This is a genomic window from Methyloligella sp. GL2, assembly GCF_013341275.1.
GTDB lineage: Bacteria > Pseudomonadota > Alphaproteobacteria > Rhizobiales > Methyloligellaceae > Methyloligella.
This window is the reverse complement of sequence record NZ_CP054476.1, coordinates 2,826,436-2,852,346: the sequence shown is the minus strand read 5'-3', so window position 1 is coordinate 2,852,346 and position 25,911 is coordinate 2,826,436. Positions and strand designations below refer to the sequence as shown.

At 64.6% G+C, this 25,911-nt stretch carries 27 protein-coding genes; 14 read left to right on the top strand and 13 right to left on the bottom strand.

From position 1 onward, the window contains the following. Window positions 1-18: 18 nt before the first annotated feature. The 10 genes from HT051_RS13300 to HT051_RS13255 all read left to right on the top strand — a co-directional run bounded on the left by HT051_RS13300 (window position 19) and on the right by HT051_RS13255 (window position 10,657). Complete coding sequence (locus HT051_RS13300; RefSeq protein WP_174542482.1) at window positions 19-984, top strand: heme o synthase; 966 nt, start codon at window positions 19-21, stop codon at window positions 982-984. Continuing rightward, window positions 984-1,130 (top strand): hypothetical protein, encoded by a 147-nt coding sequence (locus HT051_RS13295; protein ID WP_174542481.1) that lies wholly within the window; start codon window positions 984-986, stop codon window positions 1,128-1,130. The genes HT051_RS13300 and HT051_RS13295 overlap by 1 nt, the downstream gene beginning before the upstream one ends. Window positions 1,131-1,156: 26 nt before the next feature. Beyond that, complete coding sequence (locus HT051_RS13290; RefSeq protein ID WP_174542480.1) at window positions 1,157-1,789, top strand: cytochrome c oxidase assembly protein; 633 nt, start codon at window positions 1,157-1,159, stop codon at window positions 1,787-1,789. Window positions 1,790-1,852: 63 nt separating this feature from the next. Then, on the top strand, window positions 1,853-2,740 hold the full coding sequence (locus HT051_RS13285; protein WP_174542479.1) for a cytochrome c oxidase subunit 3: 888 nt from the start codon (window positions 1,853-1,855) through the stop codon (window positions 2,738-2,740). A gap of 79 nt (window positions 2,741-2,819) precedes the next feature. Continuing rightward, on the top strand, window positions 2,820-3,230 hold the full coding sequence (locus tag HT051_RS13280; RefSeq protein ID WP_174542478.1) for a DUF983 domain-containing protein: 411 nt from the start codon (window positions 2,820-2,822) through the stop codon (window positions 3,228-3,230). Then, the gene (locus HT051_RS13275; RefSeq protein ID WP_174542477.1) at window positions 3,231-4,022 is read left to right on the top strand and encodes an SURF1 family protein; all 792 of its coding nucleotides are present in this window, start codon (window positions 3,231-3,233) and stop codon (window positions 4,020-4,022) included. It begins immediately after the preceding gene. A gap of 118 nt (window positions 4,023-4,140) precedes the next feature. After that, window positions 4,141-5,574 (top strand): threonine synthase, encoded by a 1,434-nt coding sequence (gene thrC / locus HT051_RS13270; protein ID WP_174542476.1) that lies wholly within the window; start codon window positions 4,141-4,143, stop codon window positions 5,572-5,574. Beyond that, entirely contained in the window at window positions 5,571-6,851 is a 1,281-nt protein-coding gene (locus HT051_RS13265; protein ID WP_174542475.1) for a pitrilysin family protein, read from the top strand. The genes thrC and HT051_RS13265 overlap by 4 nt, the downstream gene beginning before the upstream one ends. Window positions 6,852-6,865: 14 nt before the next feature. Then, complete coding sequence (locus HT051_RS13260; RefSeq protein ID WP_174542474.1) at window positions 6,866-7,453, top strand: GNAT family N-acetyltransferase; 588 nt, start codon at window positions 6,866-6,868, stop codon at window positions 7,451-7,453. Between the two features lie 99 nt (window positions 7,454-7,552). Next, a complete protein-coding gene (locus tag HT051_RS13255) occupies window positions 7,553-10,657 on the top strand; it encodes an EAL domain-containing protein (protein WP_174542473.1) in 3,105 nt (1,034 codons plus the stop codon). Here HT051_RS13255 and HT051_RS13250 read toward each other — a convergent pair. Continuing rightward, entirely contained in the window at window positions 10,648-11,265 is a 618-nt protein-coding gene (locus HT051_RS13250; protein WP_174542472.1) for a YqgE/AlgH family protein, read from the bottom strand. The genes HT051_RS13255 and HT051_RS13250 overlap by 10 nt on opposite strands. Window positions 11,266-11,553: 288 nt before the next feature. Between HT051_RS13250 and HT051_RS13245 the strand changes: the two genes are divergently transcribed. Together HT051_RS13245 and HT051_RS13240 are read left to right on the top strand one after the other, a co-directional pair. Further along, window positions 11,554-12,303, top strand: coding sequence for a protein-disulfide reductase DsbD domain-containing protein (locus tag HT051_RS13245; RefSeq protein ID WP_174542471.1), 750 nt, complete (start codon window positions 11,554-11,556; stop codon window positions 12,301-12,303). Window positions 12,304-12,409: 106 nt separating this feature from the next. Then, window positions 12,410-12,895, top strand: a complete 486-nt coding sequence (locus tag HT051_RS13240; protein WP_174542470.1) for a peroxiredoxin — start codon at window positions 12,410-12,412, stop codon at window positions 12,893-12,895. A 10-nt stretch (window positions 12,896-12,905) separates the two neighbouring features. Here the strand turns inward: HT051_RS13240 and rnhA are convergent, their stop codons facing one another. The 3 genes from rnhA to ispH are packed head-to-tail and all read right to left on the bottom strand — an operon-like array spanning window position 12,906 to window position 15,346. Then, a complete protein-coding gene (gene rnhA, locus HT051_RS13235; protein WP_174542469.1) occupies window positions 12,906-13,346 on the bottom strand; it encodes a ribonuclease HI in 441 nt (146 codons plus the stop codon). A 49-nt stretch (window positions 13,347-13,395) separates the two neighbouring features. Beyond that, on the bottom strand, window positions 13,396-14,355 hold the full coding sequence (thrB, locus tag HT051_RS13230; RefSeq protein ID WP_174542468.1) for a homoserine kinase: 960 nt from the start codon (window positions 14,353-14,355) through the stop codon (window positions 13,396-13,398). A 1-nt stretch (window position 14,356) separates the two neighbouring features. Next, window positions 14,357-15,346, bottom strand: a complete 990-nt coding sequence (gene ispH / locus HT051_RS13225) for a 4-hydroxy-3-methylbut-2-enyl diphosphate reductase (protein WP_174542467.1) — start codon at window positions 15,344-15,346, stop codon at window positions 14,357-14,359. A 267-nt stretch (window positions 15,347-15,613) separates the two neighbouring features. Between ispH and HT051_RS13220 the strand changes: the two genes are divergently transcribed. Continuing rightward, window positions 15,614-16,222, top strand: a complete 609-nt coding sequence (locus tag HT051_RS13220) for a hypothetical protein (protein WP_174542466.1) — start codon at window positions 15,614-15,616, stop codon at window positions 16,220-16,222. A 53-nt stretch (window positions 16,223-16,275) separates the two neighbouring features. On the opposite strand, the gene HT051_RS13215 is transcribed toward HT051_RS13220, so the two are convergent. The 9 genes from HT051_RS13215 to HT051_RS13175 all read right to left on the bottom strand — a co-directional run bounded on the left by HT051_RS13215 (window position 16,276) and on the right by HT051_RS13175 (window position 24,592). Further along, complete coding sequence (locus HT051_RS13215) at window positions 16,276-16,764, bottom strand: ATP F0F1 synthase subunit B (protein WP_208454328.1); 489 nt, start codon at window positions 16,762-16,764, stop codon at window positions 16,276-16,278. Between the two features lie 10 nt (window positions 16,765-16,774). Next, window positions 16,775-17,260 carry an ATP F0F1 synthase subunit B gene (locus HT051_RS13210; protein ID WP_174542465.1) on the bottom strand — a complete coding sequence of 162 codons (486 nt, stop codon included), beginning with the start codon at window positions 17,258-17,260 and terminating at the stop codon, window positions 16,775-16,777. A 27-nt stretch (window positions 17,261-17,287) separates the two neighbouring features. Further along, window positions 17,288-17,515 carry a F0F1 ATP synthase subunit C gene (locus HT051_RS13205; RefSeq protein WP_174542464.1) on the bottom strand — a complete coding sequence of 76 codons (228 nt, stop codon included), beginning with the start codon at window positions 17,513-17,515 and terminating at the stop codon, window positions 17,288-17,290. Between the two features lie 47 nt (window positions 17,516-17,562). Continuing rightward, the gene (locus HT051_RS13200; protein ID WP_174543022.1) at window positions 17,563-18,276 is read right to left on the bottom strand and encodes a F0F1 ATP synthase subunit A; all 714 of its coding nucleotides are present in this window, start codon (window positions 18,274-18,276) and stop codon (window positions 17,563-17,565) included. 90 nt (window positions 18,277-18,366) lie between these two features. Continuing rightward, the gene (locus HT051_RS13195; protein ID WP_174542463.1) at window positions 18,367-18,693 is read right to left on the bottom strand and encodes an AtpZ/AtpI family protein; all 327 of its coding nucleotides are present in this window, start codon (window positions 18,691-18,693) and stop codon (window positions 18,367-18,369) included. 281 nt (window positions 18,694-18,974) lie between these two features. Beyond that, on the bottom strand, window positions 18,975-22,430 hold the full coding sequence (gene smc / locus HT051_RS13190; RefSeq protein ID WP_174542462.1) for a chromosome segregation protein SMC: 3,456 nt from the start codon (window positions 22,428-22,430) through the stop codon (window positions 18,975-18,977). A 96-nt stretch (window positions 22,431-22,526) separates the two neighbouring features. Continuing rightward, window positions 22,527-23,000, bottom strand: a complete 474-nt coding sequence (locus HT051_RS13185) for a DsbA family protein (RefSeq protein WP_246810096.1) — start codon at window positions 22,998-23,000, stop codon at window positions 22,527-22,529. Window positions 23,001-23,197: 197 nt separating this feature from the next. Further along, window positions 23,198-23,944 carry a DsbA family protein gene (locus HT051_RS13180; RefSeq protein WP_174542461.1) on the bottom strand — a complete coding sequence of 249 codons (747 nt, stop codon included), beginning with the start codon at window positions 23,942-23,944 and terminating at the stop codon, window positions 23,198-23,200. Between the two features lie 96 nt (window positions 23,945-24,040). Next, complete coding sequence (locus HT051_RS13175) at window positions 24,041-24,592, bottom strand: DUF721 domain-containing protein (protein ID WP_174542460.1); 552 nt, start codon at window positions 24,590-24,592, stop codon at window positions 24,041-24,043. 164 nt (window positions 24,593-24,756) lie between these two features. Here HT051_RS13175 and mutY point away from each other — a divergent pair, with 164 nt between their 5' ends. Continuing rightward, a complete protein-coding gene (gene mutY / locus HT051_RS13170) occupies window positions 24,757-25,911 on the top strand; it encodes an A/G-specific adenine glycosylase (protein ID WP_174542459.1) in 1,155 nt (384 codons plus the stop codon).

Below are 25,911 nucleotides of genomic sequence, written 5' to 3'. Positions count from 1 at the left end.
GTCTTCGAGTTTTGCACTATGGCCGATATCTCCCAATCCCAGGCACAGAGCTATGATGCCGCCCTCGACGCCACTCTAGGCGGTGATGTCGGCGATTACCTGGCTCTGCTGAAGCCGCGGGTCATGTTCCTGGTGGTGTTCACCGGGCTCGCCGGCATGGTCGCCGCGCCCGAGGCAATCCATCCGGTGCTGGCCATTGCCGCGCTGCTCTGCATTGCGGTGGGCTCCGGCGCCGCCGGTGCCCTGAACATGTGGTACGACGCCGATATAGACGCCCGCATGACCCGCACCGCCAGCCGCCCGATTCCGCGCGGTCGGGTGGAGCATAGCGAGGCTGTCGCCTTCGGCATCGTGCTCTCCATCGGCGCGGTGATGTGTTTGGGGCTGATGGTCAATTGGCTGTCTGCTGCCCTGCTTGCCGGCACTATCGGCTTCTATGTCGGCATCTACACCATGTGGCTGAAGCGCTCCACGCCGCAGAACATCGTCATCGGCGGGGCCGCCGGCGCCATGCCCCCGGTGATCGGCTGGGCCGCGGCCACCGATTCGGTGACCCTGGCGCCGATCGTGCTGTTCCTGATCATCTTCATCTGGACGCCGCCGCATTTCTGGGCCCTGGCCCTCTATCGCTCCGGCGATTACGCCCGGGTCGGCGTGCCGATGATGCCCGTGGTCGCGGGTGAGGCGGCCACCCGCCGCCAGATCCTGATTTACAGCCTGATCCTGGCGCCGCTCGGCTGCGTGCCTGCCTTTATCGGTCTTGGTGGAGTGTTCTATCTCGCCGCCTCCGCCGTGCTCGGCGCGCTGTTCGTGGTCTTCGCGGTGCGCTGCTGGCGCGAGCGCGAGGGCGACACCAGCTACCGCGCTTCCAAGCAGCTCTTCGCCTATTCGGTGCTGTATCTGTTCTTGTTGTTTGCCGTGCTCCTGGTCGAGCACGCCTTTGGTATAGGCGGCGGTCCTCTCCCGCCGCTTTGGACGGTTTAATGGACGATGTCGATTCCGATGAGTTCAAACGCCGCCGCCGCCGCCGCTCCGTGGCAATCGCCTGGGCACTGGCTGCGCTGGTCGTGTTGTTCTTCATCGTCACTCTGGTTCGGCTCGGCGGCAATGTCGCCGACCGGACGTTTTGAGCGATTGGCGAGCGAGGCCTGAAGGAATGGTCGGCAAAGAGCCCAACAGAAGCGAGACACCGGCGAGCGGCGCCAAGCCCGCCCGTCACGGTATCGTCGCGCTGACTCTTGCCGGTCTCGTTGCCGGCATGGTCGGGCTGTCCTTTGCCGCCGTGCCGCTCTATCGCATCTTCTGCCAGCAGACCGGCTATGACGGCACGCCGCGCCGCGCCAATGCCGCTCCGGGCGTCGACCAGGTCTCCGACAAGACCGTCCGCGTCCGCTTCGACGGCAATGTCGCCACCGGCCTGCCGTGGAAATTCGAGCCGGTGCAAAAGGAGATGACGGTCCAGATCGGGGCCAGCAATCTCGCCTTCTTCAAGGCCACCAACACATCCGACAAGCCAGTTGTCGGCACCGCCATCTTCAACGTGGCGCCGGGCACGGCGGCGAGCTACTTCAACAAGGTTCAGTGCTTCTGCTTTACCCAGCAGCGCCTGGAGCCGGGACAGAGCCAGGAAATGCCGGTGACGTTTTTTATCGATCCGGCCTTCCTGGAGGATGACGACACCAAGAATATCCAGGATATTACTCTGTCCTATACGTTCTATCGCGACGACAACGATCAGGGCCTGGCCAAGGCGCCCAATACCGGCGCCGAGGAACGTTCCGGCTCGTAACGAAGAAGAGTAAAGGGGGAGGCGTGTGCGCCTCGTTTAGGGAGACGAACGGAGAGAGCAATAATGGCTGACACACACGCCAAACAACACGACTACCATATCCTCAACCCGAGCCCGTGGCCGATTGTCGGTTCTATCGCCGCCTTCGTTCTGGCCCTCGGTGCGCTGCAGTATTTCATCACCAAGAAGGCAGGTGAGCCCGAAGCACTGTGGATCTTGCCGGGTCTGATCCTCGTCCTCTTCACCATGATTGCCTGGTGGGGCGATGTCCTGAAAGAGGGGCGCCGAGGCGAGCATTCTCCCGTGGTGCAGCTCCATATGCGCTACGGCATGATCTTGTTCATTGCCTCTGAGGTGATGTTCTTCGTCGCCTGGTTCTGGGCCTATTTCGACGTTGCCCTCTATCCGGACGATGCGGTGACCTACGCCCGCACCGCGGTGACCGGGGGCGAATGGCCGCCGATTCCGAGCGTCGATACCGATGTCGCGGGGCTTGGCTGGTTCGCCAACACCTTCAACCCGTGGGGCCTGCCGCTGGTCAACACGCTGATCCTGCTGCTCTCGGGCACCACGGTCACCTACGCCCATCACTGCCTGATCGAAGGCAACCGCAAGGGCCTGATCCGCGGCCTTCTTGCCACGGTCGTCCTGGGCATCCTGTTTACCGCAGGCCAGATGTTCGAATACGGCCATGCCGGCTTCGGCTTCTCGCACCACATCTATGGTTCGACCTTCTTCATGGCCACCGGCTTCCACGGCTTCCATGTCATCGTCGGCACCATCTTCCTGGCGGTAATGCTGTGGCGCGCTATCAAGGGCGATTTCACGCCGCAGCGGCATTTCGGCTTCGAGGCCGCCGCCTGGTACTGGCACTTCGTCGACGTCGTGTGGCTGTTCCTGTTCACGACGATCTACATCTGGGGTGCGGGTTCCAACTATCCGGCCCACTAGGCTATAACAAACCCAGGCTTCAGGGGGCGGCCGATACGGCCGCCCCTTTTCGTTCCAAGATGAGGTTTCGCTGCCCAGCATGACCAGCACATCGTCCAAAGCCGCCAAAAGCCACGCTGGCGCGCCTGCCTCCACGGGCCTCACCATCTGGCGCGGTCTTCGCGGACGCTGTCCCGATTGCGGCGAGGGATCGCTGTTCACCGGCTTTCTCGATCTGAAAAAGAGCTGCGACGTCTGCGGCCGCGATTTCTCCTTCGCCGATGCGGGCGATGGCCCCGCCATCTTCGTGATGATCATCACCGGCTTCATTATCGTCGGCGCGGCGCTCTTCGTGGAGCTCGTCTACCAGCCGCCCTATTGGCTGCATGCGCTGCTTTGGGGACCGCTGGCCATCATCTTGCCGATCGGCATGCTGCGGCCGCTGAAGGGGCTTCTGGTCGCACTTCAGTTCCGCCATGAAGCCGCCGAAGGCAAGCTGCATAAGGACTAGATGGCGGCCTCTTCGCAATATCCGCCGCGCCCGCCCAAAGGCGGCAAGCGGCTGATTTGGTTCTTCCTTTTCATGGTGCCCGTGTTCGGGCTTCTGCTCTGGCTCGGGTTTTGGCAGCTCCACCGTTTGGAGTGGAAGCAGGGCTTGCTAGCCCAGATCGACACCCGCGTCCATGCCCCGCCCGTGCCGCTCGACGTAGCGCTGGCGCGGGCCGCCGACGGCGAGGACATCGAATATCTGCGGGTCAAGCTGCGAGGCCGCTACGACAATGCCCGAGAGCGTCAGATCTACGCCATCTCTGAGGGCGGCAAGCCCGGCTGGCATGTCCTCACCCCGTTCCGCGAGGAGGGCGGCCCCGTCGTGCTGGTCGACCGCGGCTATGTGCCCAACGCCCTGAAGGCCCCAAAATCCCGCGAAAAAGGCGAAATCGAAGGCGAGACCGAGGTGATCGGCTTGGTGCGCAAGCCGCGCCCGAAAGGCTATTTCACCCCGGAAAACGACCCCGAGGCGGATCGCTGGTACTGGCGCGACATGACCGCGCTCACAGCTGCGATCTATCCCGCCTATGCCGGCAGTCCGCCGGAAATCGCGCCCTTTTTTGTCGATGCCGAGGCGAGCGACATTCCCGGCGGCTGGCCGAAGGGCGGTCAGACCGATCTCGCCTTGCCCAACAACCACCTGCAATATGCGCTGACCTGGTTCTCCATGGCGGCCGCGCTCGCCGTGGTGTTCGTGATCTATGGCTGGAGCGTGCTACGCGGCAAGCCGCTGGACCCGGACGGCGAGGCTTAACGCAAACCACGCAAATAGCGGCGCAATTCCTTGCGGGAAAAGCCTCCGGCGCGTAGTTTCGCCCCAATAAATTTGCTTGGGTTTGCGCCGCTCGTAGCGCCCCTTTTCGAGGTTGCCCGTGAAATATTTCAGTACCCGGGGCGAGGCCCCATCCTTGTCTTTCGAAGGCGCGCTTCTGGCCGGGCTCGCCCGCGACGGCGGTCTCTATATGCCGGAAACCTGGCCGCACTTCTCAGAGGACGACATCGCCGGCCTCGCTGGGCTCGACTATACCGAAGTTGCCTACCGCGTCATGGCGCCCTATCTGCAGGGCGATCCCTGCCTGGACGATCTGCGCGAGGTGATCGATGAGGCCTATGCGCAATTCGCCCATCCGGCCGTCACGCCGCTCCGCCAGATCACCCCGAAGCTCTGGATTTTGGAGCTGTTCCACGGTCCGACCCTGGCGTTCAAGGACCTCGCTATGCAGGTGGTGGCCCGCTTCATGGACCGGGCGCTGCTCCGCAGCGGCCAGCGCGCCACCGTGCTCGGCGCCACTTCCGGCGATACCGGGGCGGCGGCCATCGAGGCCTTCCGCGGCCGCGAGGCGATCGACGTCTTCATCCTGCATCCCAAGGGCCGGGTCACCGACATCCAGCGGCGGCAAATGACCACGGTCCCCGACGCCAATGTGTTCAACATCGCGGTGGAAGGCACCTTCGACGACTGCCAGTCGATCGTGAAATCCCTGTTCAACGATCTGCCCTTGCGCGACCGGCTGAAGCTGACCGGCGTCAACTCCATCAACTGGGCCCGCATCGTCGCTCAGATCGTCTACTACTTCACCTCGGCCGTGGCCTTGGGCGCTCCGTGGCGACCGCTCTCCTATACCGTGCCCACCGGGAATTTCGGCGATATCTTCGCAGGTTATGCGGCGAAGCGGATGGGCCTGCCGATCAACCGCCTCGTTGTTGCCACGAACCTCAACGACAGTCTTCCGCGCGCTTTCGCGACCGGAATCTACGAGCCGCGAAACGTTGTCGCGACGACTAGCCCCAGCATGGATATCCAGCTAGCGAGCAATTTCGAGCGCTTGCTGTTCGAGCTTGTCGATCGGGACGACGCGCGCATCAGGACGCTCATGCAGGAGCTGCAGGAGACGGGGAAATTGCAGATGAGCGCCAGCGAGCTGGCACGCCTGAAACAGGTCTTCGGCGCTTACAGCATTCCGGAAGCCGAGGTCGAAGAGACCATCGGCCGCCTCTACCGCAAGACTGGCGTGCTGATCGATCCCCATACCGCCGTCGCCATCGCCTCGGCCCTGGACGAGCGCCGCGCCCGCGACGAGGGCAACACCACCATCCCGATGGTGATCCTATCGACCGCCGATGCCGCCAAGTTCCCCGATGCGGTGGAGCGCGCCACCGGCCGGATCCCCGAGCAGCCCCAGCGGCTGATCGATCGGCTCGGCGAAGAGGAGCGCTGCGAGACGCTGCCGCCCGATTTCCAGACCGTCGCCGATTACATCGCTTCCAATGCCCGCGCCGCGCAATCCGCGGAGGCCGGCGCGTGACCCCGTCCGTTTCAAAGCTCGCCAACGGCATCACCGTGGTCACCGCGGCGATGCCGGGGATCGAGACCGTCTCGCTCGGCGTGTGGATCGGTGCCGGCAGCCGTAGCGAAACCTTGGCCGAGCACGGCGTGGCGCATTTCCTGGAGCATATGGCCTTCAAGGGCACCGCCCGCCGTTCGGCGCGCGATATCGCCGAGGAGATCGAGGCCGTCGGCGGTGATCTCAACGCCGCCACCGCCGTCGACAGCACCGCCTATCATGCCCGGGTGATGCGTCAGGACGTGCCGCTGGCCATGGATATCTTGAGCGATATCCTGCTCAATGCCCGTTTCGACGAGCTGGAGCTGGCCCGCGAACGCGACGTCATCCTGCAGGAGATCGCCGCTTCGCTGGATTCGCCCGACGACACCGTGTTCGATCTGGTGCAGGAGGCGGCCTATCCCGACCAGCCCATGGGGCGCCCGATCCTCGGCACCAGCGCGAGCGTCTCGCGCTTCACCCGCGAAGATCTCAGCCGCTATCTCACCGCCCATTATCACGGCCCGAGCATGGTGCTCGCCGCCGCCGGCGCCGTCGATCACGCGGCCTTCCTGGCGCTTGCGGAGCGCTATTTCGGTGGCGTCGAGGCGAGCCCTGCTGGAGAGCCGGAAGCGGCCCATTATGTCGGCGGCATCCGCAGCTCGCAGAAATCCTTCGAGCAGAGCCATCTCGCCCTGAGCTTCGAGGCGCCGGCCTTCCTGCATGAAGACTACTTCAAGATGCAGATGCTCGCCGCGCTGCTCGGCGGCGGCATGTCCTCGCGCCTGTTCCAGGAGGTGCGCGAGAAACGCGGCCTCTGTTATTCCGTCTTCGCCTATGCCTACGGGCTCTCCGATGGCGGGCTGTTCAACATCTACGCCGCGACCGGCCCCGAGCGCGCCGACCAGCTCTTCGCGGTGCTGCGCGAGGAGATCGTGCGCGGCGCCGAGGAAGGCTTCCACGAGGACGAGCTGGCCCGGGTCCGCGCCCAGGTGAAGATGGGGCTGTTGACCGCGCTGGAAAGCTCCGGTGCCCGCGCAGATCAGCTCGCCCGCCAGCTTCTGGTGCTCGGCCGCACCATTCCCAACGACGAGGCGATCGAGCGCATCGAGGCGGTCAGCCTGGAGGATGTGCGCCGCCAGGCGGAGAAGCTTCTGGCCTCGCCGCTCAGCCTCGCCACTGTCGGCCCGGTCGGCAATCAGAAGCGCTTCGATGCGGTCGCCGCGCAATTCGTATCGCCGCCGAGCCGGGCGGCGTAAGGGGAGCATTTCAGATGGCGCTGCTGCGTCCCGCCAGTTCCAGCGATATCGGCCCCGTCATCCGCAATGAGCGGGTCACCCTCCGCACCCCGCAGATGGGCGATTATCCGGCCTGGGCGGAATTGCGCAGTCAAAGCTATGAATTCTTGCGGCCCTGGGAGCCGCTTTGGGCGCCGGACGAGCTCGGCCGCTCGTCTTACCGCCGCCGCGTGCGCCACTACCTGCGCGATCTCCGCGAGGATATGGGCTATGCGCTGTTCGTCTTCAGCAACGAGACCGAAGAGCTGGTCGGCGGGCTGACCCTTTGCAATGTGCGCCGCGGGGTGACCCAGGCTTGCACGCTTGGGTACTGGACCGGCGCCCCATACGCACGCCGCGGTTACATGACAGAGGCGGTGCGGGCTGTTATTCCGTTTGTATTCGACTCGCTTGACCTGCACCGGCTTGAGGCGGCGTGCCTGCCGAACAATACCCCCTCCAAGAGACTCTTGGAGAAAACCGGGTTCAAGCAGGAGGGATTTGCGCGCCGCTACTTACGCATCAACGGCGAATGGCAGGATCACCTGCTCTACGCGCTGCTTGATACGGACGAACGCCTTTAGGGCGCGCTTCGGACCGATGAAGCAAGGGGAAAGAGTGCAGACGTGAACGCCTCTGGCACAGCTCATGCGGCCGACCGAAGACGCCGGGCCCTGGCCGCGATGCGGCCGGACCGCCTTCCGGAGGCGGCCGCTGGCGCGCATTTCGCCGCTGCACGAGTCCTGCTGTTGCTATTCGCGCTGATCGCCATTCTGTTCGCCGCTGCGCCGGCCCTTGCCGTCGATGCCATCACCGTCAACCCGAACTATGTCCGTATCGACGTCACCTCGCTGGCCGAGCTGCACGAGGCGGAAGGCGACCGGCTGCAGATCGAGACCGCGCCCGGGCAGGACGGCTATGTCGGCCGCATGGCGATCCAGGCCGCCACACCCGGCACCAGCCCGAGCTGGCTGGTCTTCGCCCTGGCCAACCCGACCAAACAGCGCATGGTTCGCTGGCTGATCGCGCCGCGCTACAGCCTGACCAATTCCGGCCTCTATTGGCCCGAGCTCGATTCCGACCGCGTCAGCGCCGTCACCCCGTCCTTGGGCTTCAAGCCGGAGCGGGTGCCCAATAACCGCGCCGATATCTTCCGCGTCAGCCTGGAGCCCGGCCAGACCATCACCTTTGCCGCCGAGCTCGCCTCCAAGGACGTGCCGCGCATGTCGCTCTGGGACCCGGAGGCCTATCAGAACAAGCAGCAGGACCGCATGCTGTTCAACGGCGTGCTGCTCGGCATCGCCGGCGTGCTCGCCATCTTCCTGACCGCGATCTTCGCCGCCAACCACCGCGCGATCTTCCCGGCGACCGCGCTGGTCGCCTGGGCGGGCCTCGCTTATCTCTGCGTCGATTTCGGATTCTGGAACAAGCTGTTCCCCATCTCCGTGGAGCGTACCGCCGTCTACCGCGCCGCCGCCGAAGCCGGCCTCGTCGCCTCCATCGTGCTGTTCCTCTACACTTTCCTGCGCATCGGCCTTTGGCATAACTGGATCCGCTCCGTGTTCTGGGGCTGGATCGCTCTGCAATTCGGGCTCGTCATCTTCGCTGTCATCGATCCGGAGATCGCCGCCGGACTGACGCGGATGTCCTGCATCCCGCTCGCTGCCATCGGCACCGGGCTAGTCTTCTATCTGGCGCTGCGCGGCCAGGACCGCGCTTTGGCGCTGATCCCGACCTGGTTGTTGTTCCTGGTCTGGATGTTCGGCGCCGGCATGATCGTGATTGGTCAGCTTCAGGGCGATCTCGCTTTATCGGGCTTCCTCGCCGGTCTGGTGCTGATCCTGGTGCTGCTCGGCTTCTCGGTCACCCAGTTCGCCTTCCGCTCAGGCCCCGTCGCCCAGCTCGGCCCGCTCACCCAGTCGCAGCTCAAGGCGCTGGCCGTCGACAGCTCCGGCTCCGCCATCTGGCAGTGGAGCAGCGGCGCCGAGGAGGTCAGCGTCAGCGTCGAGATCGAGGAGACGCTGGGTCTGCCCCCGGGCAGCCTCAACGGCACGCTGGATCAATTCATCGGCCATATGCACCCCGGCGACCGCGAGCGTTTCCGTCTCACCTTGATGTCGCTGCAGGAGAACCATGGCGGCGATATCGATCTCGACTTCCGCCTGCGCCGCCATGACGGCACCTATCTGTGGTACGAGCTGCGCGGCCATGCGCCGGAGAGCGACAATCCGCGGCTGCTCCGCTGCGTCGGCCTGCTGCGCGACGTCACCGGCATCAAGCGCTCCCACGAGCGGCTGATGCACGATTCGGTGCACGACCATCTGACCGGCCTGCCCAACCGCGAGCTGTTCATGGACCGGCTGCAAGGCGCCATCACCCGGATGAAAGAGGCGCAAGGCAACCGCCCGACCATCATCTTCATCGATATCGACCGCTTCCGGAACGTCAATCAGAGCCTCGGGCTGGTCACCGGCGATACCATGCTGCTGACCCTGGCCCGCCGTCTGCAGCGCCATCTCAACCCGCAAGATACGCTCGCCCGTCTCGGCGGCGACCAGTTCGCCATTATGCTGATTTCCGAGATCGATCCGCGCAACGTCGCCATGCTGGCCGACAGGGTGCGGCGCTCGCTCAGGACGCCGATGAAGATCGACGGCAAGGAGATCGTGCTCACCGCGTCAATCGGCATCGTGGTGCATGACGGCACCCACGACACTGCCCAGGATTTCCTGCGCGAGGGCGAGATCGCCATGCTGCAGGCCAAACGCGCCGGCGCCGACCGCATCGAGATCTTCAATCCGGCGAGCCGCAGCGAGGAGGAAGGCCAGCTTCCCCTGGAGAGCGATCTCCGCCGCGCCATCGAGCGCAAGCAGATCGCCGTCGTCTATCAGCCGATCACCCGCATCGCCAATAATCAGCTCGCCGGCTTCGAGGCGCTATTGCGCTGGGACCATCCGACCCGGGGCCGCCTCGGTGCCGACGATTTCATCCCGATGGCCGAGGAGACCGGGCTGATCGTCGAGCTCGGCAGCTATGTGCTGAAACAGGCGCTGGAGCAGGCCGCCTTCTGGCACAAGGCGCTGCCGCGCGAGCGTGACCCGCTCTTCGTCTCCGTCAATGTCTCCAGCCGCCAGCTGTTCCGCCAGGATCTGGTGCAGGATATCCGCCATCTCCTGGCCAGCGACGTGGTGCCGCCCGGCACGCTGCGCCTGGAGATCACCGAATCTCTGCTGATGGAAAATCCGGAACGCGCGGTGGAGCTCCTGGACTGGCTGCGCAATTTCGGCGCCCGCGTCGCGCTCGACGATTTCGGCACCGGCTATTCCTCGCTCAGCTATCTGCACCGCTTCCCGTGCGACACCATCAAGATCGACAAATCTCTGGTGCGCGACGGCGGCCTCGACGGCACCAGCCCGCTGATCCTGAAATCGATCATCATGCTCGCCCACGATCTCGGCAAAGAGGTGGTGGCCGAAGGTATCGAGTCGGAGGACCACGCCGCGCACTTGCGCGATCTGGACTGCGAATACGGCCAGGGCTTCTATTACGGCGAGCCGATGTCGGTGAAGCAGGTGGCGGCGCTGCTGCATGCGCTGGCCAGCCATAAGGCCAAAGGCGGCCGGCGGCGTGCCAAGATGGCCGGCACCGGAAATGGCAATGGCAACGGTTCGAATGGGGCAGGGGGAGCGCAGGCGCCAGAGCCGCATACCCAAAGCTCGGCAGCAGCTACGGGACATGAGCCGATGCAAGGCCCGCCCGACAGCGCCCCTTCGACGCCTCAGGCGTGACCGGACTCGCTGGCAAGACGCGAGACGTCGACGCCGATCCGCTGTAGCGCCAGCTCGTATTTCTGCTCGATATCGGGGGCGAACAATAGCTCCGCATCGGCATCGCAATGCAGCCAGCCATTGGCATGGATCTCGCTCTCAAGCTGCCCCGGCGCCCAGCCGGCATAGCCCAGCGCCAAAAGCGCCTTGTCCGGCCCCGAACCGGCGGCGATATCGCGCAAGATATCGACCGTCGCCGTCAGGCACACGCCCTCATCGATCGGAAGCGTGCTCTCGGCCTTGAAGTAATCGGAGCTATGCAGCACGAAGCCGCGCCCGGTCTCAACCGGTCCGCCCAGATGCACCGCCATCGAGGAGGGCGAAAGGCTCGGCAACGAGATGCGCTGATCCGCCGGGGTGATCTCGAGCTGGTCGAGCAGGTCGGAAAAGTCGATATGCGGGGCGCGCTGATTGATCACGATTCCCATCGCACCGTCGCCCGAATGTGCGCACATATAGATCACGGCGCGGGAAAAGCGTGGATCGCCCATGGCGGGCATCGCTATCAGAAGCTGACCGTCGAGATATCCGTTGCGCGGATTGTGATCGTCTGTGATCTCGTCTGTCATTGCATAAAGACTATGCTGGGCATTACGCCTTGTGAAGCGGCAATGGACTATCGGGCAATCTCGCCAAGCCCGCCACAGGCCGAGCAAAGCGCAAGGTTTGCCTGCACAAGAGAAATGTCGCGATCCTGGTCGCGTCTGGCAAGGTTGATTATGAAAAAGCCTAATCGGTTCTTAAGCTTAGACATCATCCAGCCCCGTCTTGCCGTGCCGGCCGCACTGGCAATTGCAGTACTCCTTGGCTTGGGTTTCTGCCAATCCGCGCCGGCACTTGCCGCAGCCTCCCCTTGGGTGAGCGCGGCCGATTCCGACCTTCGCCTGATCTCCGGAAAGCCGGTCGAGTCGGGGGCCGACAGCATCTGGGCCGGCATTCAGATCAGGCTCGACCCCGGCTGGAAGACCTATTGGCGCAACCCGGGCGATTCGGGCGTGCCGCCTTATTTCGACTGGTCCGGCTCGAGCAATCTCAAATCCGTCGACGTGCTCTATCCGGCTCCCGGCAATTTCGAGGAGGCCGGCGGCATCTCCTATGGCTACAAGAACGAGGTGGTGTTTCCTCTGCGGGTGACGCCGAAAGACCCGTCCGAGCCGGTCGATCTGAAGCTGCAGATGGAATACGGGCTCTGCAAGGATATCTGCATTCCCAATCAGGCCGAGCTTTCCATGGCACTGCCGCCGGAGCCGAAGCCCGATTCGGGCACCACCATGCTGCTCGACCGCTATCTTGCTCTGGTGCCGAAGCCGCAAGCGCAAGGCAAGCTGCCGGCCATCGTCAAGGTGACGCCGGAGCTTGGCGGCAAGACGCCGACGCTGCTGATCGAGGCGAACTTCCCGAAAAATTCCGAACGGACCGACCTCTATATTGAGGCGGAAGGCGAATATGTGCCGCCGCCCGAGTTGGTTGGCTCCGATGGCGGAACCAAGCGCTTCACAGTCGCATTCCAAGACATGGACGAGGCCGAGGCTCTGAAAGGCAAACGCTTCACCCTGACGCTGGTCGGCGATCGCGGCGCGCGCGAGGCGAGCTGGCGCTTCGAATAGCGCAAGTCGGGTCTCTCCTTGTCTCGATGAGATATGCGTCTAAGCTGCCGCCTTTCGCGCCGGCGAAAACGGCGCTGCGACATGAAAAAAGAATCGAGGGGAGACCATGACCATAGCGGTTGGCGACAAATTGCCGGAGAGCACGTTTTTTGTGATGGGCGAAAACGGACCTGAGCCGAAGACCACTGCGGAGATCTTCGGCGGCAAGACCGTGGTGCTGTTCGCCGTGCCTGGCGCCTTCACCCCCACCTGCCACTTGCGCCATCTGCCCGGCTTCATCGAGCATGCCGAGGCGTTCAAGGAGAAGGGTGTCGATACCATCGCTTGCCTGGCGGTGAATGACGCCTTCGTGCTCGACGCCTGGGCCGATATCACCGGCGGCAAGGGCAAGATCGCCTTCCTCGCCGATGGCAATGCCGAATTCACCAAGAAGATCGGCATGGATTTCGACGCCAGCGGCCTCGGCCTCGCCACCCGTTCCAAACGCTACGCCATGTTGGTCAAGGACGGCGTGGTGGAGCAGCTGAGCGTGGAGGATTCGCCGGGCGAAGCCGATGTCAGCTCGGCGGAAGCCATGTTGAAGGTGCTCTAGCGGCGCGCAGCTAGCGGCCGAGATACGGGGCCATGCCTTCGCGCGCCAGTTCGTCGGCGCGCTCGTTTTCGTCATGCCCGGCATGGCCCTTCACCCAATGCCATTCGATCTTGTGGCGGGCGGCGGCTTCGTCCAGCGCCTGCCACAGCTCGGCATTCTTCACCGGCTTCTTGGCGGCGGTCTTCCAGCCGTTCTTCTTCCAGCCATGGATCCAGCCGGTGATGCCGCCGCGCAAATAATTGGAGTCGGTATAGAGCTCGACCGTGGAGGGATTCTTCAGCGCCTTCAGCGCCTCCAGCGCCGCGGTCAGCTCCATGCGGTTATTGGTGGTCAGCGCTTCGCCGCCCTTGATCTCTTTGCGGTGCTCGCCCGATTCCAAAATCGCACCCCAGCCGCCGGGCCCGGGATTGCCCGAGCACGCCCCGTCCGTGTGGATGACCACCACCGGCATCTATCGTCTCCTTTGCCGCATTTTGCCGGCAGAACCGCCGGCTTCACCCCTAAAGCCCATAGTCGTGAAACGAACCGACCTGGCGGTGGAAGCCGAGCTTCCGCCAATATTCGTCCGGTTTCTTGGGCCGCACCAGCGCATCCGCGTCGGTGTTGATCCAGTCGTAGATCCGCGTCAGCAAGAAGCGGAGCGAGGCGCCGCGCGCCAGAACGGGCAGGGCGGCAAGCTCCTCGTCGCGCATCGGCCGCACGCCTTGATAGGCCTTCAGCATGGCGCGCCCCTTGGTGACGTTGAAGCTGCCATCGGGCTCGAAGCACCAGGCGTTGAGACAGATCACGATGTCGTAAGCCAGCATATCGTTGCAGGCGAAATAGAAGTCGATCAGACCGGTGACCAGATCGCCGAGGAAGAACACATTGTCGGGGAAGAGATCGGCGTGGATCACCCCCTCCGGCAGGTCCTCCGGCCAATGCGCCGACAGATAATCGAGCTCGGTCTGGATCTCGGCGGCAAGCCCGGGTCGGATCGTATCGGCGTCATCGCCGATGGATTGGAACAGCGGTCCCCAGCCGGAAAGCGACAGATCGTTTTGCCGCTGCATCGGGAAGTCGGCCCCGGCCAGATGAAACGCGCCCAGCGCCGCGCCCAGCGCCTCGCACTGGGCAATGCTCGGGCGCCTGGGTGAAATCCCTTCCAGGAAGGTGATCAGCACGGCAGGCCGCCCTGCCAGCTCTTTCAGCGCGTTGCCGGCCTTGTCGTGCACCGGCAGCGGGCAGGAGATGCCTTTGGCGGCCAGATGCTCCATCAGGCCGAGGAAATAGGGCAGGTCGTCGGGGTTCACCCGCTTCTCGTACAGGGTGAGGATGAAGCGGCCGGCTTCGGTCTCCACCAGGAAATTGCTGTTTTCCACCCCCTCGGCGATCCCTTTGAACGAGATCAGCCGCTCCATGCCGTAGCTGGAGAGGAAGGGCTTCAATTCGGAATCGGAAACGTCGGTATAGACCGCCATGCTAGAGCGCCGGCTCCTCGCGCAGCTCGCGCGGCAGCTTGAAGGCGATATTCTCCTCGGCCGTCGTCACCGTCTTCACCGTGGCGTCGAAGCGGCCGCGGAAGGCGTCGATGATCTCGTCCACCAGGATTTCCGGGGCCGAGGCGCCTGCGGTGATGCCGAGGCTGGAGATTCCCTCGAACATCGCCCAGTCGATCTCGCCGGCCCCTTGCAGCAGCACCGCCTGCGGACAGCCGGCGCGCTCGGCCACTTCCACCAGGCGCTGGGAGTTGGAGCTGTTGGGTGAGCCCACCACGATCATCCGCTCGCAGTTCGGTGCGATGGATTTCACCGCATCCTGCCGGTTGGTGGTGGCGTAGCAGATATCGTCCTTGGCCGGGGTGAGCAGGGCCGGGAAACGGGTCTTCAGCGTGGCGACGATATCGCGGGTATCGTCCACCGAAAGCGTCGTCTGCGTGATGCAGGCGAGCTTCTCGGCGTTTTTCGGCTGGAAGCGTTCCGCGTCCTCAACCGTCTCGATCAGCGCCACTGCCCCTTCCGGCAATTGCCCCATAGTGCCGATCACCTCCGGATGGTCGGCATGGCCGATCAGAACGATCTCGTAGCCGGCGAGGAATTGTCGCTGCGCCTCGACATGCACCTTGGAGACCAGCGGGCAGGTGGCATCGAGATAGAACATCTGCCGCTTCTTGGCCGCTTCCGGCACCGCTTTGGGCACTCCGTGGGCGGAGAAGATCACCGGCGCGTCCGTGTCGGGAATTTCGCTCAAAGCCTCGACGAACACCGCGCCCTTTGCCCGCAGGTTCTCCACCACATAGCGGTTATGCACGATCTCGTGGCGCACATAGACCGGCGCGCCATATTTGGCGAGCGCCAGCTCCACGATCTGGATCGCCCGGTCGACGCCGGCGCAGAATCCCCGCGGCGCTGCCAGATAAATGGTAAGCGGCGGAAGCGGTGCAGGGCGAAGGCTTTGGAATTCGGCGTCCATTGGCCTCGAAAAGGTTAATATCAGAAGGCCCGTCGGGGCCTGTCGCGGGCTCTTGTGAACCCCTTGCGCTGCGGCTAATTTGGCAGCCGCTGAAGCATGATTGCTCCACGGGCGGCCCGCCATAATTTTGGCTTCGACTGGCGGCATTTCAGGTGTGGAGACGGTATCTGTCAAGCCGAGCACGGGGGTAAGTTGACGCGTTTTGCCCAAAATCGGTGCGTGCGCCGGGAGTTCGCTGCCCGGCCGGCCAGGTTGAGAGCGGCTTGCATGCTTGCTTTGCCGCTGCTGCTTGGCGGCTGCTCCATGGGCGGCTTCTCCAACCCGTTCAGCTCCGAGACCAACGATGCGCCGCTGCCACCGGCCCAAGGCACCACCGCTGCTGGCACCCAGGCACCAGCTCCGGCTCAGGCGCCGGCCCCTGCCGCGCCGCCACCGGCCTCATACGATACCGGCATTGTCGAAGGGGCAGGGACCCATTGTCCGAAGGTCGTCGCCTGGCCGCAGGACCGGCTGGTGACGGTCTATCAGGGCGGCCATTCCGGCGATTCGAACTACATCGTCTATCGCGGCGAGCTGACCAAGCTGTCGCGCGATTGCCAGCTCACCGGTACCCGCATGACCGTGCGCTACGGCATCTCGGGCCGCGTGCTGCTTGGGCCGAAGGGACGCTCGACCTCGGTCAGCTTCCCGGTCTCGATTCGCGTCACCAACGCCGATCACCGGGTGATTTCGTCCAGGCAGGAGCGCGTTAGCGCCAGCATACCCGGCGGGCAGACGTCCGGGTATTTCTCGCTTGTTCGGAGTGTGAGCTTCCCGATTTCGCTCGGGACGCGGCCGGAAGATTACGAGATCTTCGTGGCGCTGAAGAGAGGCTGAGGCGGCAGCTTAGCGGCCGCCTCTAGTCAAACCGTCTCGAAAAAAAAAGCCGATTAGTTCAGCTTCGATTTCACCGATTCGATGCTGTCTTTGAGCAGCTTGTCGGCCTGGTCGGCGGACATCTTGTCGGCGACCAGCGTGCGGGCGGCACCGACGGCCGCCTCCACTGCAGCAGTCCGCACATCGGCCACCGCCTGAGCTTCGGCCCGTGCGATCTTCTCCTCCGCAAGCTTGGTGCGGCGGTCGAACTGCTCTTTCATATTGGCGCGCGTCTCGGCGGCGTAGGATTCGGCCTCCCGCTTGGCGAGCTGCACGATATCCTCGGCCTCCTTCATCGCCTCCGCCTCTTTGCGGCGGTAATCGGCGAGTACCGATTCGGCTTCTTCCCGCAAGGAGCGGGCTTCTTCCAGATCGGCGGCGATGCCTTCGGCACGCTTGTCCAGCGCCGCGTTCATCATCCGCGGCACTTTCAGGTAGACCACCAGGGCCACGAAGAGAAGGAAGGAGATTCCGACCCAGAATTCAGCAGATGCGATTTCCAACGGAACTCTCCTAGCCTTGTCGCGCCGAGGCCACGGCCTTGGCGGTTTCGTCTTTGGAAGGGCTGACGCCGATCAGGCTGTTGACGATATCGCTCGCAACGTCGGTGGCGATGCCGTCGACCTCTTTCAGCGCCGACTCCTTGGCCTTCTTGATCGCGTCTTCCGCTTCGGCGGCCTTGCTGTCGAGCTCGGCCTCCAGCTTCTCGCGCTCGGCGGTGATCTCCGCATTCAGCTTATCGCGTGCCTCCTGGGCGATGCCGTGGGCCTTTTGCTTGGCCTCGGCAAGCGCCTGCTCATAGGCGGCGATGGCTTCTTCCGTCTTGCGCCGCAGACCGTCCGCCGTTTCCAGGTCGGATTTGATCTTGTCGCGGCGCGCGTCGATCACCCCGCCGATCTTCGGCAGCGCAAGCTTCGCCATCAGCACGTAGAAGACGGCAAAGACAATGGCGAGCCAGATGAGCTGGGGCAGCCAATCGGCGGGGGCTAGTTGCGGCATATCGGTCTATTCGTCGGGTTTAGCTGATTAAAAGACGAACAGGATGATCAGCGCGACCACCAGGCCGAACAGGCCGGTTGCCTCGGCAAGAGCAAAGCCGAGAAGCAGGTTCGGAAACTGACCGGCTGCGGCCGACGGATTGCGGAGCGCACCGGCGAGGTAGTTGCCGAAAATCGTACCGATACCGAGACCGGCACCGACCAGGGCGATCGAGGCGAGACCTGCGCCGATAAACTTAGCTGCTTCGGGTTCCATTCATTCCTCCCGTTGGGATTGGTGACTAAGGATAAACTGGCTCCACCTCAATGCAGGTGTAGTGCGTCATTGAGATAGATGCATGTCAGGATCGCAAACACGTAAGCCTGTAGGAATGCGACCAGAACTTCGAGGGCGGTAAAGCCGACCATGAAGGCCAGCGGCGCCCATCCGCCGAGAAAGCCCAGCGCCACCACGAAGGCGCCGAACACCTTCAGCATGGTGTGGCCGGCCATCATATTGGCGAAAAGCCGGACCGACAGGCTCAAGGGGCGGGTGAGATAGGAAATGATCTCGATCACCGCGATCAGCGGCAGCAAGACCACCGGCACGCCCTTCGGCACGAACAGTCGCAGGAAGCCCGCGCCATGCTTGATGAAGCCGATAATGGTGATGCCGGTCAGGATGAATAAGGCCAGCGCGAAGGTGACGATGATATGGCTCGTCACGGTGAAGGAGTAGGGCACCAGGCCCAGCATGTTCAGCGCCAGGATGAACATGAACAGCGTGAAAACGAACGGGAAATAGGGCATTCCCGCCGTGCCGCTATTGTCGCGCACCATGTTGGCGACGAATTCGTAGGAAAGCTCGGCGATCGACTGGCTGCGCGAGGGCACCATCGAGGGACGGCGCATGGCCCAGACCAGGAAGCCGGTGACTAGCACCGCGGCGATCACCATGAACAGGCCCGAATTGGTGAAAGAGGCGTCGAGACCGAAAACGTCGAGCTCCACGAGGCGCGTGATCTCGAACTGGTGCATCGGATCGGGGAGACCGCCGCCCCCATGCCCAGCTGCTGCAGCGCCATGTTCTGCCGTTTCGGCCGCGAATGCTTCGAACACTAATCCGTCCTATCCGTCATCATCGTCCGAAGCCTCCGGGGGCAGGTCCTTGCCCGGGTAGGGCTGTCCGGCCTGCATCGCCTTCGCGCTTCGTATCACGTTCAAAATGCCGGCGGCGCCCCCCAAAAACAGGAACACCACCATCATCAGCGGCGCCGTCCCGAACCATTGGTCCAGCGTCCAGCCGATAAACCCACCGACCGCCACACCGGCGATCAACTCCATCCCAAGCCGCATCGCGTTGCCGAATGCCGAGCGCCGTCCCGCATCGTCGGAATCTGGCAGCTCGCCGCGGCGCGCGCGGACTTGCCCAAGCTTCCCCTCAAGATCGTTCAAACGCCGCCGAATCGTCTCGGTGTCCTGGTCGCTTTTCTTGCGTCCCGGCCCCTTAGAGGCTCCGGCCATAGCGCTTGCTCTATCGTGAAGGGAACCGCCGGAGAACCGGCTGGTCCTCAGCCCGGGCGCACCTTAGTGAACCTTTCACCGGAGTCAAGATTTCGCCATGCTCTGTAAGGTCAATTTCGGCAAGGGTTTACGTTGAGCGGTAAACGCAGCAGGCACAAAGCCTCGCAGGGGTGAAACGGGAGCCCAAAACGGCGTGTTTTCGGGCGTTCCGCCTAGACCGCATCGCGCAGCTGTTCGGCGGTCTCCAGATCCACCGAAACCAGCTGGCTCACGCCGCGCTCGGCCATGGTGACGCCGAACAGACGGTTCATCCGGGCCATGGTCAGCGGATGGTGGGTGATGACCAGGAAGCGGGTATCGGTGCTGTTGGCCATCTCTTCCATCAGATTGCAGAACCGCTCCACATTGGCGTCGTCCAGCGGCGCGTCCACCTCGTCCAGCACGCAGATGGGGGAGGGGTTGGTTAGGAACACCGCGAAGATCAGAGCCATCGCCGTCAGCGCCTTCTCGCCGCCGGAGAGCAGCGTCAGCACTTGCGGCTTCTTGCCCGGCGGGCGGGCCACGATCTCCAGCCCCGACTGCAGCGGATCGTCGGATTCGACCAGCTGCAGCTCCGCCGCGCCGCCTCCGAACAGCACCTCGAACAGCCGCTTGAAATGGGCATTCACCGTATCGAACGCATCCAGCAGGCGCTTGCGCCCCTCGCGGTTCAGATCGGCGATCGCCTTGCGAAGGCTGGCGATAGCGGCCTCGACGTCGGCGCGCTCGCGGTCCATCTCTTCCAGCTGGCCGCTGATTTCCGCCTCTTCCTCCTCGGCCCGCAGATTGACCGCGCCGAGCCGTTCCCGGTCGGCCTTCAGCTTATGCAGCTCCGCCTCGACCTGGGAGATATGCGGCAGCTCTTTGCCCTCTTCGAGTTCTGCCAGCTTCAGGCAGTCTTCCGGCGCGCAGTCGAACTGCTCGCGGATGGTATGGGAAACCTCGGACCGCTTGTTGCGGGCCGCTTCCAGCTTGGCTTCGCTGCGGGCCTTGGCCTCGCGTGCGCCGGCCAGCCGTTCCTGCACCTCGCGCAGCGTGCGCTCATGGGCCCGGCGGTCGGTGTCGGCCTCGGCCAGGGCGTCGGCCGCCTCGGCCCGCTCCTTCTCGGCGCGGGCGATGGCGTTGAGCAGCGAATTGCGCCGCTGCTCGATATCTTCGGGCAGCTTGGCCAGCTCGATCAGGTCGTTGCGGGTCTCCTGCTCCCGCGAGCGCAAAGTCTCGATCTGATCGCCCGCCTTGGCGATTCGCTTCTGCCACAGCTCCAGCTCGCCGGTGATCGCCTGCATGCGCTCATGGCGGATGCGGATGCCCCGCTGATGCGCTTCCAGATCCGCATTCGCCTTGGCATGGGCGCTGCGGGCTTCGGCGGCCGCCTCTTGCGCCGCCTGGGATTTCGCTTCCAAAGCTTCCAGCCCGCCGCGCTCCTGCAGCGCTTCGGTGACCTTGGCGCTCTCGGCCTTGGCCTCGTTCAGCGAATCCTCGGTGCGGGTGCGGGCCTCGACCAGCGCCCCCAGCGCCTTGCTGCGCTTCTGAATTTCATGCTCGGCGGCGGTGATGGCATCGCGGATCTGCGAAACCTCCCGCTGGGTCTCCTTCGCCTGCTGGCGCAGCGCCTTGGTGGCTTCGGAGGCCTCGCGCGCCTTGGCGATCGCCGTTTCCAGCGCATCGCTCGCCTCATGGGCTTCGCGCTCCGCCTTCTCGGCGTCCTCTTTCAGGCTTTCCAGCCGGCGGCGCTCCACCAGCCGGGCCGCGGCAGCGGTCGCCGCGCCGGCGCGGACGCTATAGCCGTCCCAGCGCCACAGATCGCCTTCCTTCGAGACCAGGCGCTGGCCGACTTTCAGTTCTTTCTGTAGCCGGTCGCCATCGTCCTGCGCCACCACGCCGATCTGCGCCAGACGCCGCTCCAGCACCGAAGCGCCGCTGACGAAATCGCTGAGCGGGGTGACGCCGCCCGGCAGCGCCGGCTCTTCGCCATGGGCCGCGATCTGCCGCCAATGAGCCGGGGCTTCTTCGTCGCTCGCCGCATCGAGATCGTCGCCAAGCGCCGTGCCGATGGCTTCCTCGTAGCCGCCTTGCACCTTCACCTGCTCGACCAGCGGCTGCCACTCATCCTGCGAGGCGGGCTTCAGCAGCTTCAGCAAGGTGGCGAGCTCGGTGTCCAACTGTTGGCGGCGCAGCCGGGCGGATGAGGCGGTGCCGCGCAGTTCGCTCTCGGCGTTGCGGGCGGCTTCTTCCGCCGCTTCCGCCGCGGAAAGCTCGTCTTCGATACCGCCGAGCTTATGGGTGAGATGATCCAGGCTGGCATTCAGCGCGGCGAGATCGGTACGGTTGCCGTCCCGCTCCTCGGCGATCGCCAGATCCTCCAGAATCGTCGCCTTCTGCTCCTCGAGCCGAGCGATGCGGCGGTCCAGCTCGGCGACTTCGCTCTCCAGCCGGCGCTTCTCGGCACGCTCCTGGGCCAGGGCTTCGGTGGCTTCCCCGAGCGCCGCTTCCGCCTCCTGCAGCAGGCCGGCGCTGCGCTCGGCAGCCTCGCGAAGCCGCGGCTCCTCGTCGTCGCCGGTGCTCACCTCGTTGAGCTTGCGCTCCTCGTCGCCGAGGCTGCGCAGCATTTCCTCGGCTTCGGCGATATGCTCTTCCTCGCGCGCGAGATCGCGGCTGGTCTGGGCCAGCCGGTTCTCCAGCTCCGCATGGCGCGCCTGGGCCCGCTCTTCTTCCCGGTCCAGGGTTTCGCGCTCCACGGTGAGCCGGTGCAGCACCGCGCCGCGCGTCGCCTCTTCGTCCCGCAAGGGCTGCAGCTTTTCCGCCGCCTCGGCTTGCGCCCGCAAGGCTTCCGCCTCGGTGCGGGTCTCCTGTCCGACCGCGCTCAGAGCCGCCTGGAAGACCGCTTCTTCCTCCTCGACCGCCGTGCAGGCCCCCGTCCACATCAGATGATGATAGAGCGCTTCGCGCTTGCCGATTTTTTCGGAGGTCTCGCGATAGCGCTGCGCCTGGCGCGCTTGCCGCTTCAGCGAATTGAGCTGGGTGGTGAGCTGGCCGGTGAGGTCGGCAAGCCGCTCCAAATTGGATTCGGTCGCTTTCAGCCGCAGCTCCGCCTCGTGCCGCCGGCTATGCAGACCGGCGATGCCGGCGGCATCCTCCAGCACCCGGCGGCGCTCCTGCGGCTGGGCGCTGACGATCTCGCCGATCCGGCCCTGACCCACCAGAGCGGGGGAGCGGGCGCCGGTGGCGGCATCTTCGAACAGCAGCCGGATATCGCGCGCCCGCGTGTCGCGGCCGTTCACCCGGTAGGCGGAACCGACCTCGCGCTCGATGCGGCGGGTGACCTCTAGCTCCTCCTCGCCGTTGAATTCGGCGGGGGCGGTGCGCGCCTTGTTGTCGATGAACAGGGTGACTTCGCAGGTATTCCGCGACGGACGGCCTTGCGAGCCGGCGAAGATCACATCCTCCATCGCCGAGCCGCGCATGCTCTTATACGAGGTCTCGCCCATCGCCCAGCGCAGCGCTTCCAACAGATTGGATTTGCCGCAGCCATTCGGCCCGACGACGCCCGTCAGCCCGTGCTCGATGACGAGCTCGGTCGGATCGACGAAGGATTTGAAGCCGAGAAGGCGAAGACGGGTGATCTTCAAAGTGTCATGACCTCAATTTGGCCCCAACTAGACGCTGCGCCATGAGCAAGCAACGCAAAGTCGAAAACATGCGCCCCGAAGTTACGCGGCGCTGCCCTAAGTGCTGCCCTTCGATTCGATCATCGCTTTGATCTCATCGTAGCTGACGGCGCCTTGGGCCTTCTGTCCATTGACGAAGAAAGTCGGCGTTCCTTTCACGCCCAATCTCCGTCCCCGCTGTTTCACCTCATCAAGAGCATCGATCATGCTTTGATTCGCGAGGCATTTGTCAAACGTCGCCCGGCTCATGCCAATCCGCTTGGCGACGCCGTAGATCGCATCCAGCCGGACCTCCTGGCTTACCCATTCGCGCTGATGGGTGAGGAACAGGCCGTAAAGCTGGAAATACTGGCTGGCCGGGGCACAGCGATTAATGATCGCCGCATTGCCGGCCGACCGGCCGATGGGAAACTCGCGCACCACATAGCGCACTTTTCCCGTGTCGATATAGGTGCGTTTCAGCCTGGGGAAAACTTTCTCGTGGAAATTGCGGCAATATGGACAGGTGAGCGAGGCGTATTCGACCACCACAACCGGTGCGTTTGCCGAGCCCAAGGACCGGTCGCCCAAGGGCCCCGGCGTCACCACATCGTCGGTCTCCTCGACCGCGGCGCTTCCCGTCTCGCCCGGCGTGCCGCAGCTGGCAAGGCTGAGCGCTGCCGCTACCAGCGCCGCCGCCCCGATCAGGCGCCGGAGCGGCGCCTTTCTCCTATATGAAAACGGCGCGTCTATTCGGTGGATCCGCTTTCCGCGGTGTCGCCCGTATCGGCCTTGCCCAGCACCTGCTCGAAATTCTCAAGCTGATGCTCGCGGCCGAGCGGCTTGCCGTCGATGAAGAAGCTCGGCGTCGAGTTCACGCCGAACTCCTTGGAGCCCTTGGCGCGCATCTTGACGATATTCTCGTAAAGCTCCTGATCGTTCAGGCACTTATCGAAGCTCTCTTTGCTGAAGCCGGCCTGGCGAGCGATGCGAAGCAGCCCGTCCATGGACTTCTGCTCGTCGCCCGGCACCGCCCAGCTCCGCTGGGTCTGAAACAGCGCGCTGACCAGCGCCATCTGCCGGTCCGGCCCGGCGCAGCGGGCCAGCATCGAGGCCCGCGCAGCGAGGATATCCAGCGGGAACTCGCGGAAGATGAACTTCACCTTGCCGGTGTCGACATATTCCTTCTTCAGCTCCGGATAGACGTTCTCGTGGAAGTCGGCGCAATGCGGGCAGGTCATCGAGGCGTATTCGACGATGGTCACCGGCGCATCGGGATCGCCGATCACCACATCGGGGAGCGGCCCCTTGGCCATAAGCTCTTCCATCGGAATGGTGCTGCCGGCCTCGCCCGTCGCGGCCTGGGCCTCGCTCACGCCGTTGCCGCCGGGCGAGGTAAGGAAGAAGACGCCGCCTGCCGCCAGCGCGACGATGAAGATCGCTGCGACCAGAATGAGTTGGAACTGCGATTTCGGGGATTTGCTTCCTTGGGCCACGTCTTCACTCCACTCGTTGAATAATCGCGCCTTGCTCTGGCATCTGTTTAGAGCAGTTGGTTAAGGCAAGAGAGCGGCGAATGCCAGCCCCAGCCGTTATGCCGCGCTGTTTTGGCTCTTCTTCGCCCGCACTGCAGAGCCCAGCCGCACCAGCGCATCGCGTAAGTCCTGGGACTCGATTTTCGCGTCTTTGGGCACGGTCTCCGGATCCAAAGGCGGCGGGGCGGGACGGGGTTCCGGCGTGCGGGGCGTGACCGGCGCTTGCAACAGGCGCATCTCCACCACGGCGCGATAACCGAAATACCGGTTCACCCGTTCCATCAGCTGCTGCGCCTGATACTGCACCTCCAGCGCCCGCGGCCCATCGACCCGCAGGATCAGCGTGGCGCCCTCGGGGCGTTTCGAGCGCCGCTTTGCATCCTCCACATCCGATTGGCGGCTGCGCGGCCAGTTCACTTTCTCCGGCTTGGTGAATTGAGCAAGCTCGGCCCCGGCGATGGTCGGCCAGTCGCGCAAGAGCGCCATGGTGGTGAAGCCGCGCGCCCGCGCCGCCGGCGCCAGCGTCTTGGCCACCAGCGCCGCGATGGGCTTCGCGCTGCTGCCGCGCCGCCCGCCCGGGGCCCGATTGTCGCCGCTGCCGTCTGTCATCTGCCGTGTCCCGCCTGTTGCGCGCCGCCGCCGAGCCAAAGCCCGGTGCAAGCCAAACCCGGTGGATGAGGCGGCCCCCAAGCTTGCCTTGAGCTCAGGCGAGACTACACCATGGCACCGGCGCGAACGAGAGCGCTTCTGGGTTGAAATGAGGATGCGTGCAGATGGGAGCTGCGCTCGGCGAGAACACCAAGGCTGAGATCGCCCGGCTTCTGCTCGATTGGTACGAGCGGGAGGGGCGAAGCTTGCCCTGGCGCGTGCCGCCGGGGGGAGGCGCCGCCGATCCCTATAAGGTCTGGCTCAGCGAGGTGATGCTGCAGCAGACCACGGTGAAGGCGGTGCTGCCGCGCTATGGCCGCTTCTTGGCGCGCTGGCCGGCGGTGACCGATCTTGCCGCCGCCCCGATCGAGGACGTGCTCGCCGAGTGGGCCGGGCTCGGCTACTACGCCCGCGCCCGCAATCTGCATGCCTGCGCTGTGCGGGTGGCGGAGGATCATGGCGGCGTCTTTCCCGATACCGAAGAAGGCTTGCGCGCGTTACCCGGCATTGGCGGCTATACCTCTGCCGCCATTGCGGCCATTGCCTTCGGACGCCGGGCGAGCCCCATCGACGGCAATATCGAGCGGGTGGTGGCGCGGCTGTTCGCGCTGGAAACGCCGCTGCCCAAGGCCAAGCCGGAGATTAAGTTTCTGGCCGAAAGCCTAACGCCGGACAGCCGGGCGGGCGATTTCGCGCAAGCCATGATGGATCTCGGCAGTGGCATCTGCACGCCGAAGCGCCCCGCTTGTGGGCTGTGCCCTTTGCGCGGGTGTTGCGTAGGCTATGCGGCGGGGATTGCCGCAGAGCTGCCCTACAAGGCGGTGAAGGCGGAGCGGCCCACGCGGCGCGGCACGGCATTTTTGCTGGTGCGGGAGGATGGCGCGGTGCTGCTGCGCACCCGGCCTATGCGCGGGCTGTTGGGCGGCATGCTGGAAGTCCCGTCCACGCCATGGGAGGAGGAGCGTCCCTCCGCGCCGGAAGGTTTGGCGCCGGCTGATATCGCCTGGCGCAAGCTCGCCGGACAGGTGGCCCACACCTTCACTCATTTCCATCTGGAGCTTGAGGTGCTTTACGCCGAAGCCCCGGCGGATATCGCCTTGAGCGCTGCCGCCGAGCCGGAGCGCTGCCGCTGGGTGGCCCTGCGCGATCTTCCCGATGCCGCTCTGCCGAGCGTCATGCGCAAGGTGATCGCCCACGGCAACTCAGATGGCAATGCGGATGGCGGAAAGCCGCGCAAACGCAAGGCGCCGTCGAGCAGTGCGGCGGCCGAGCTGATCTAG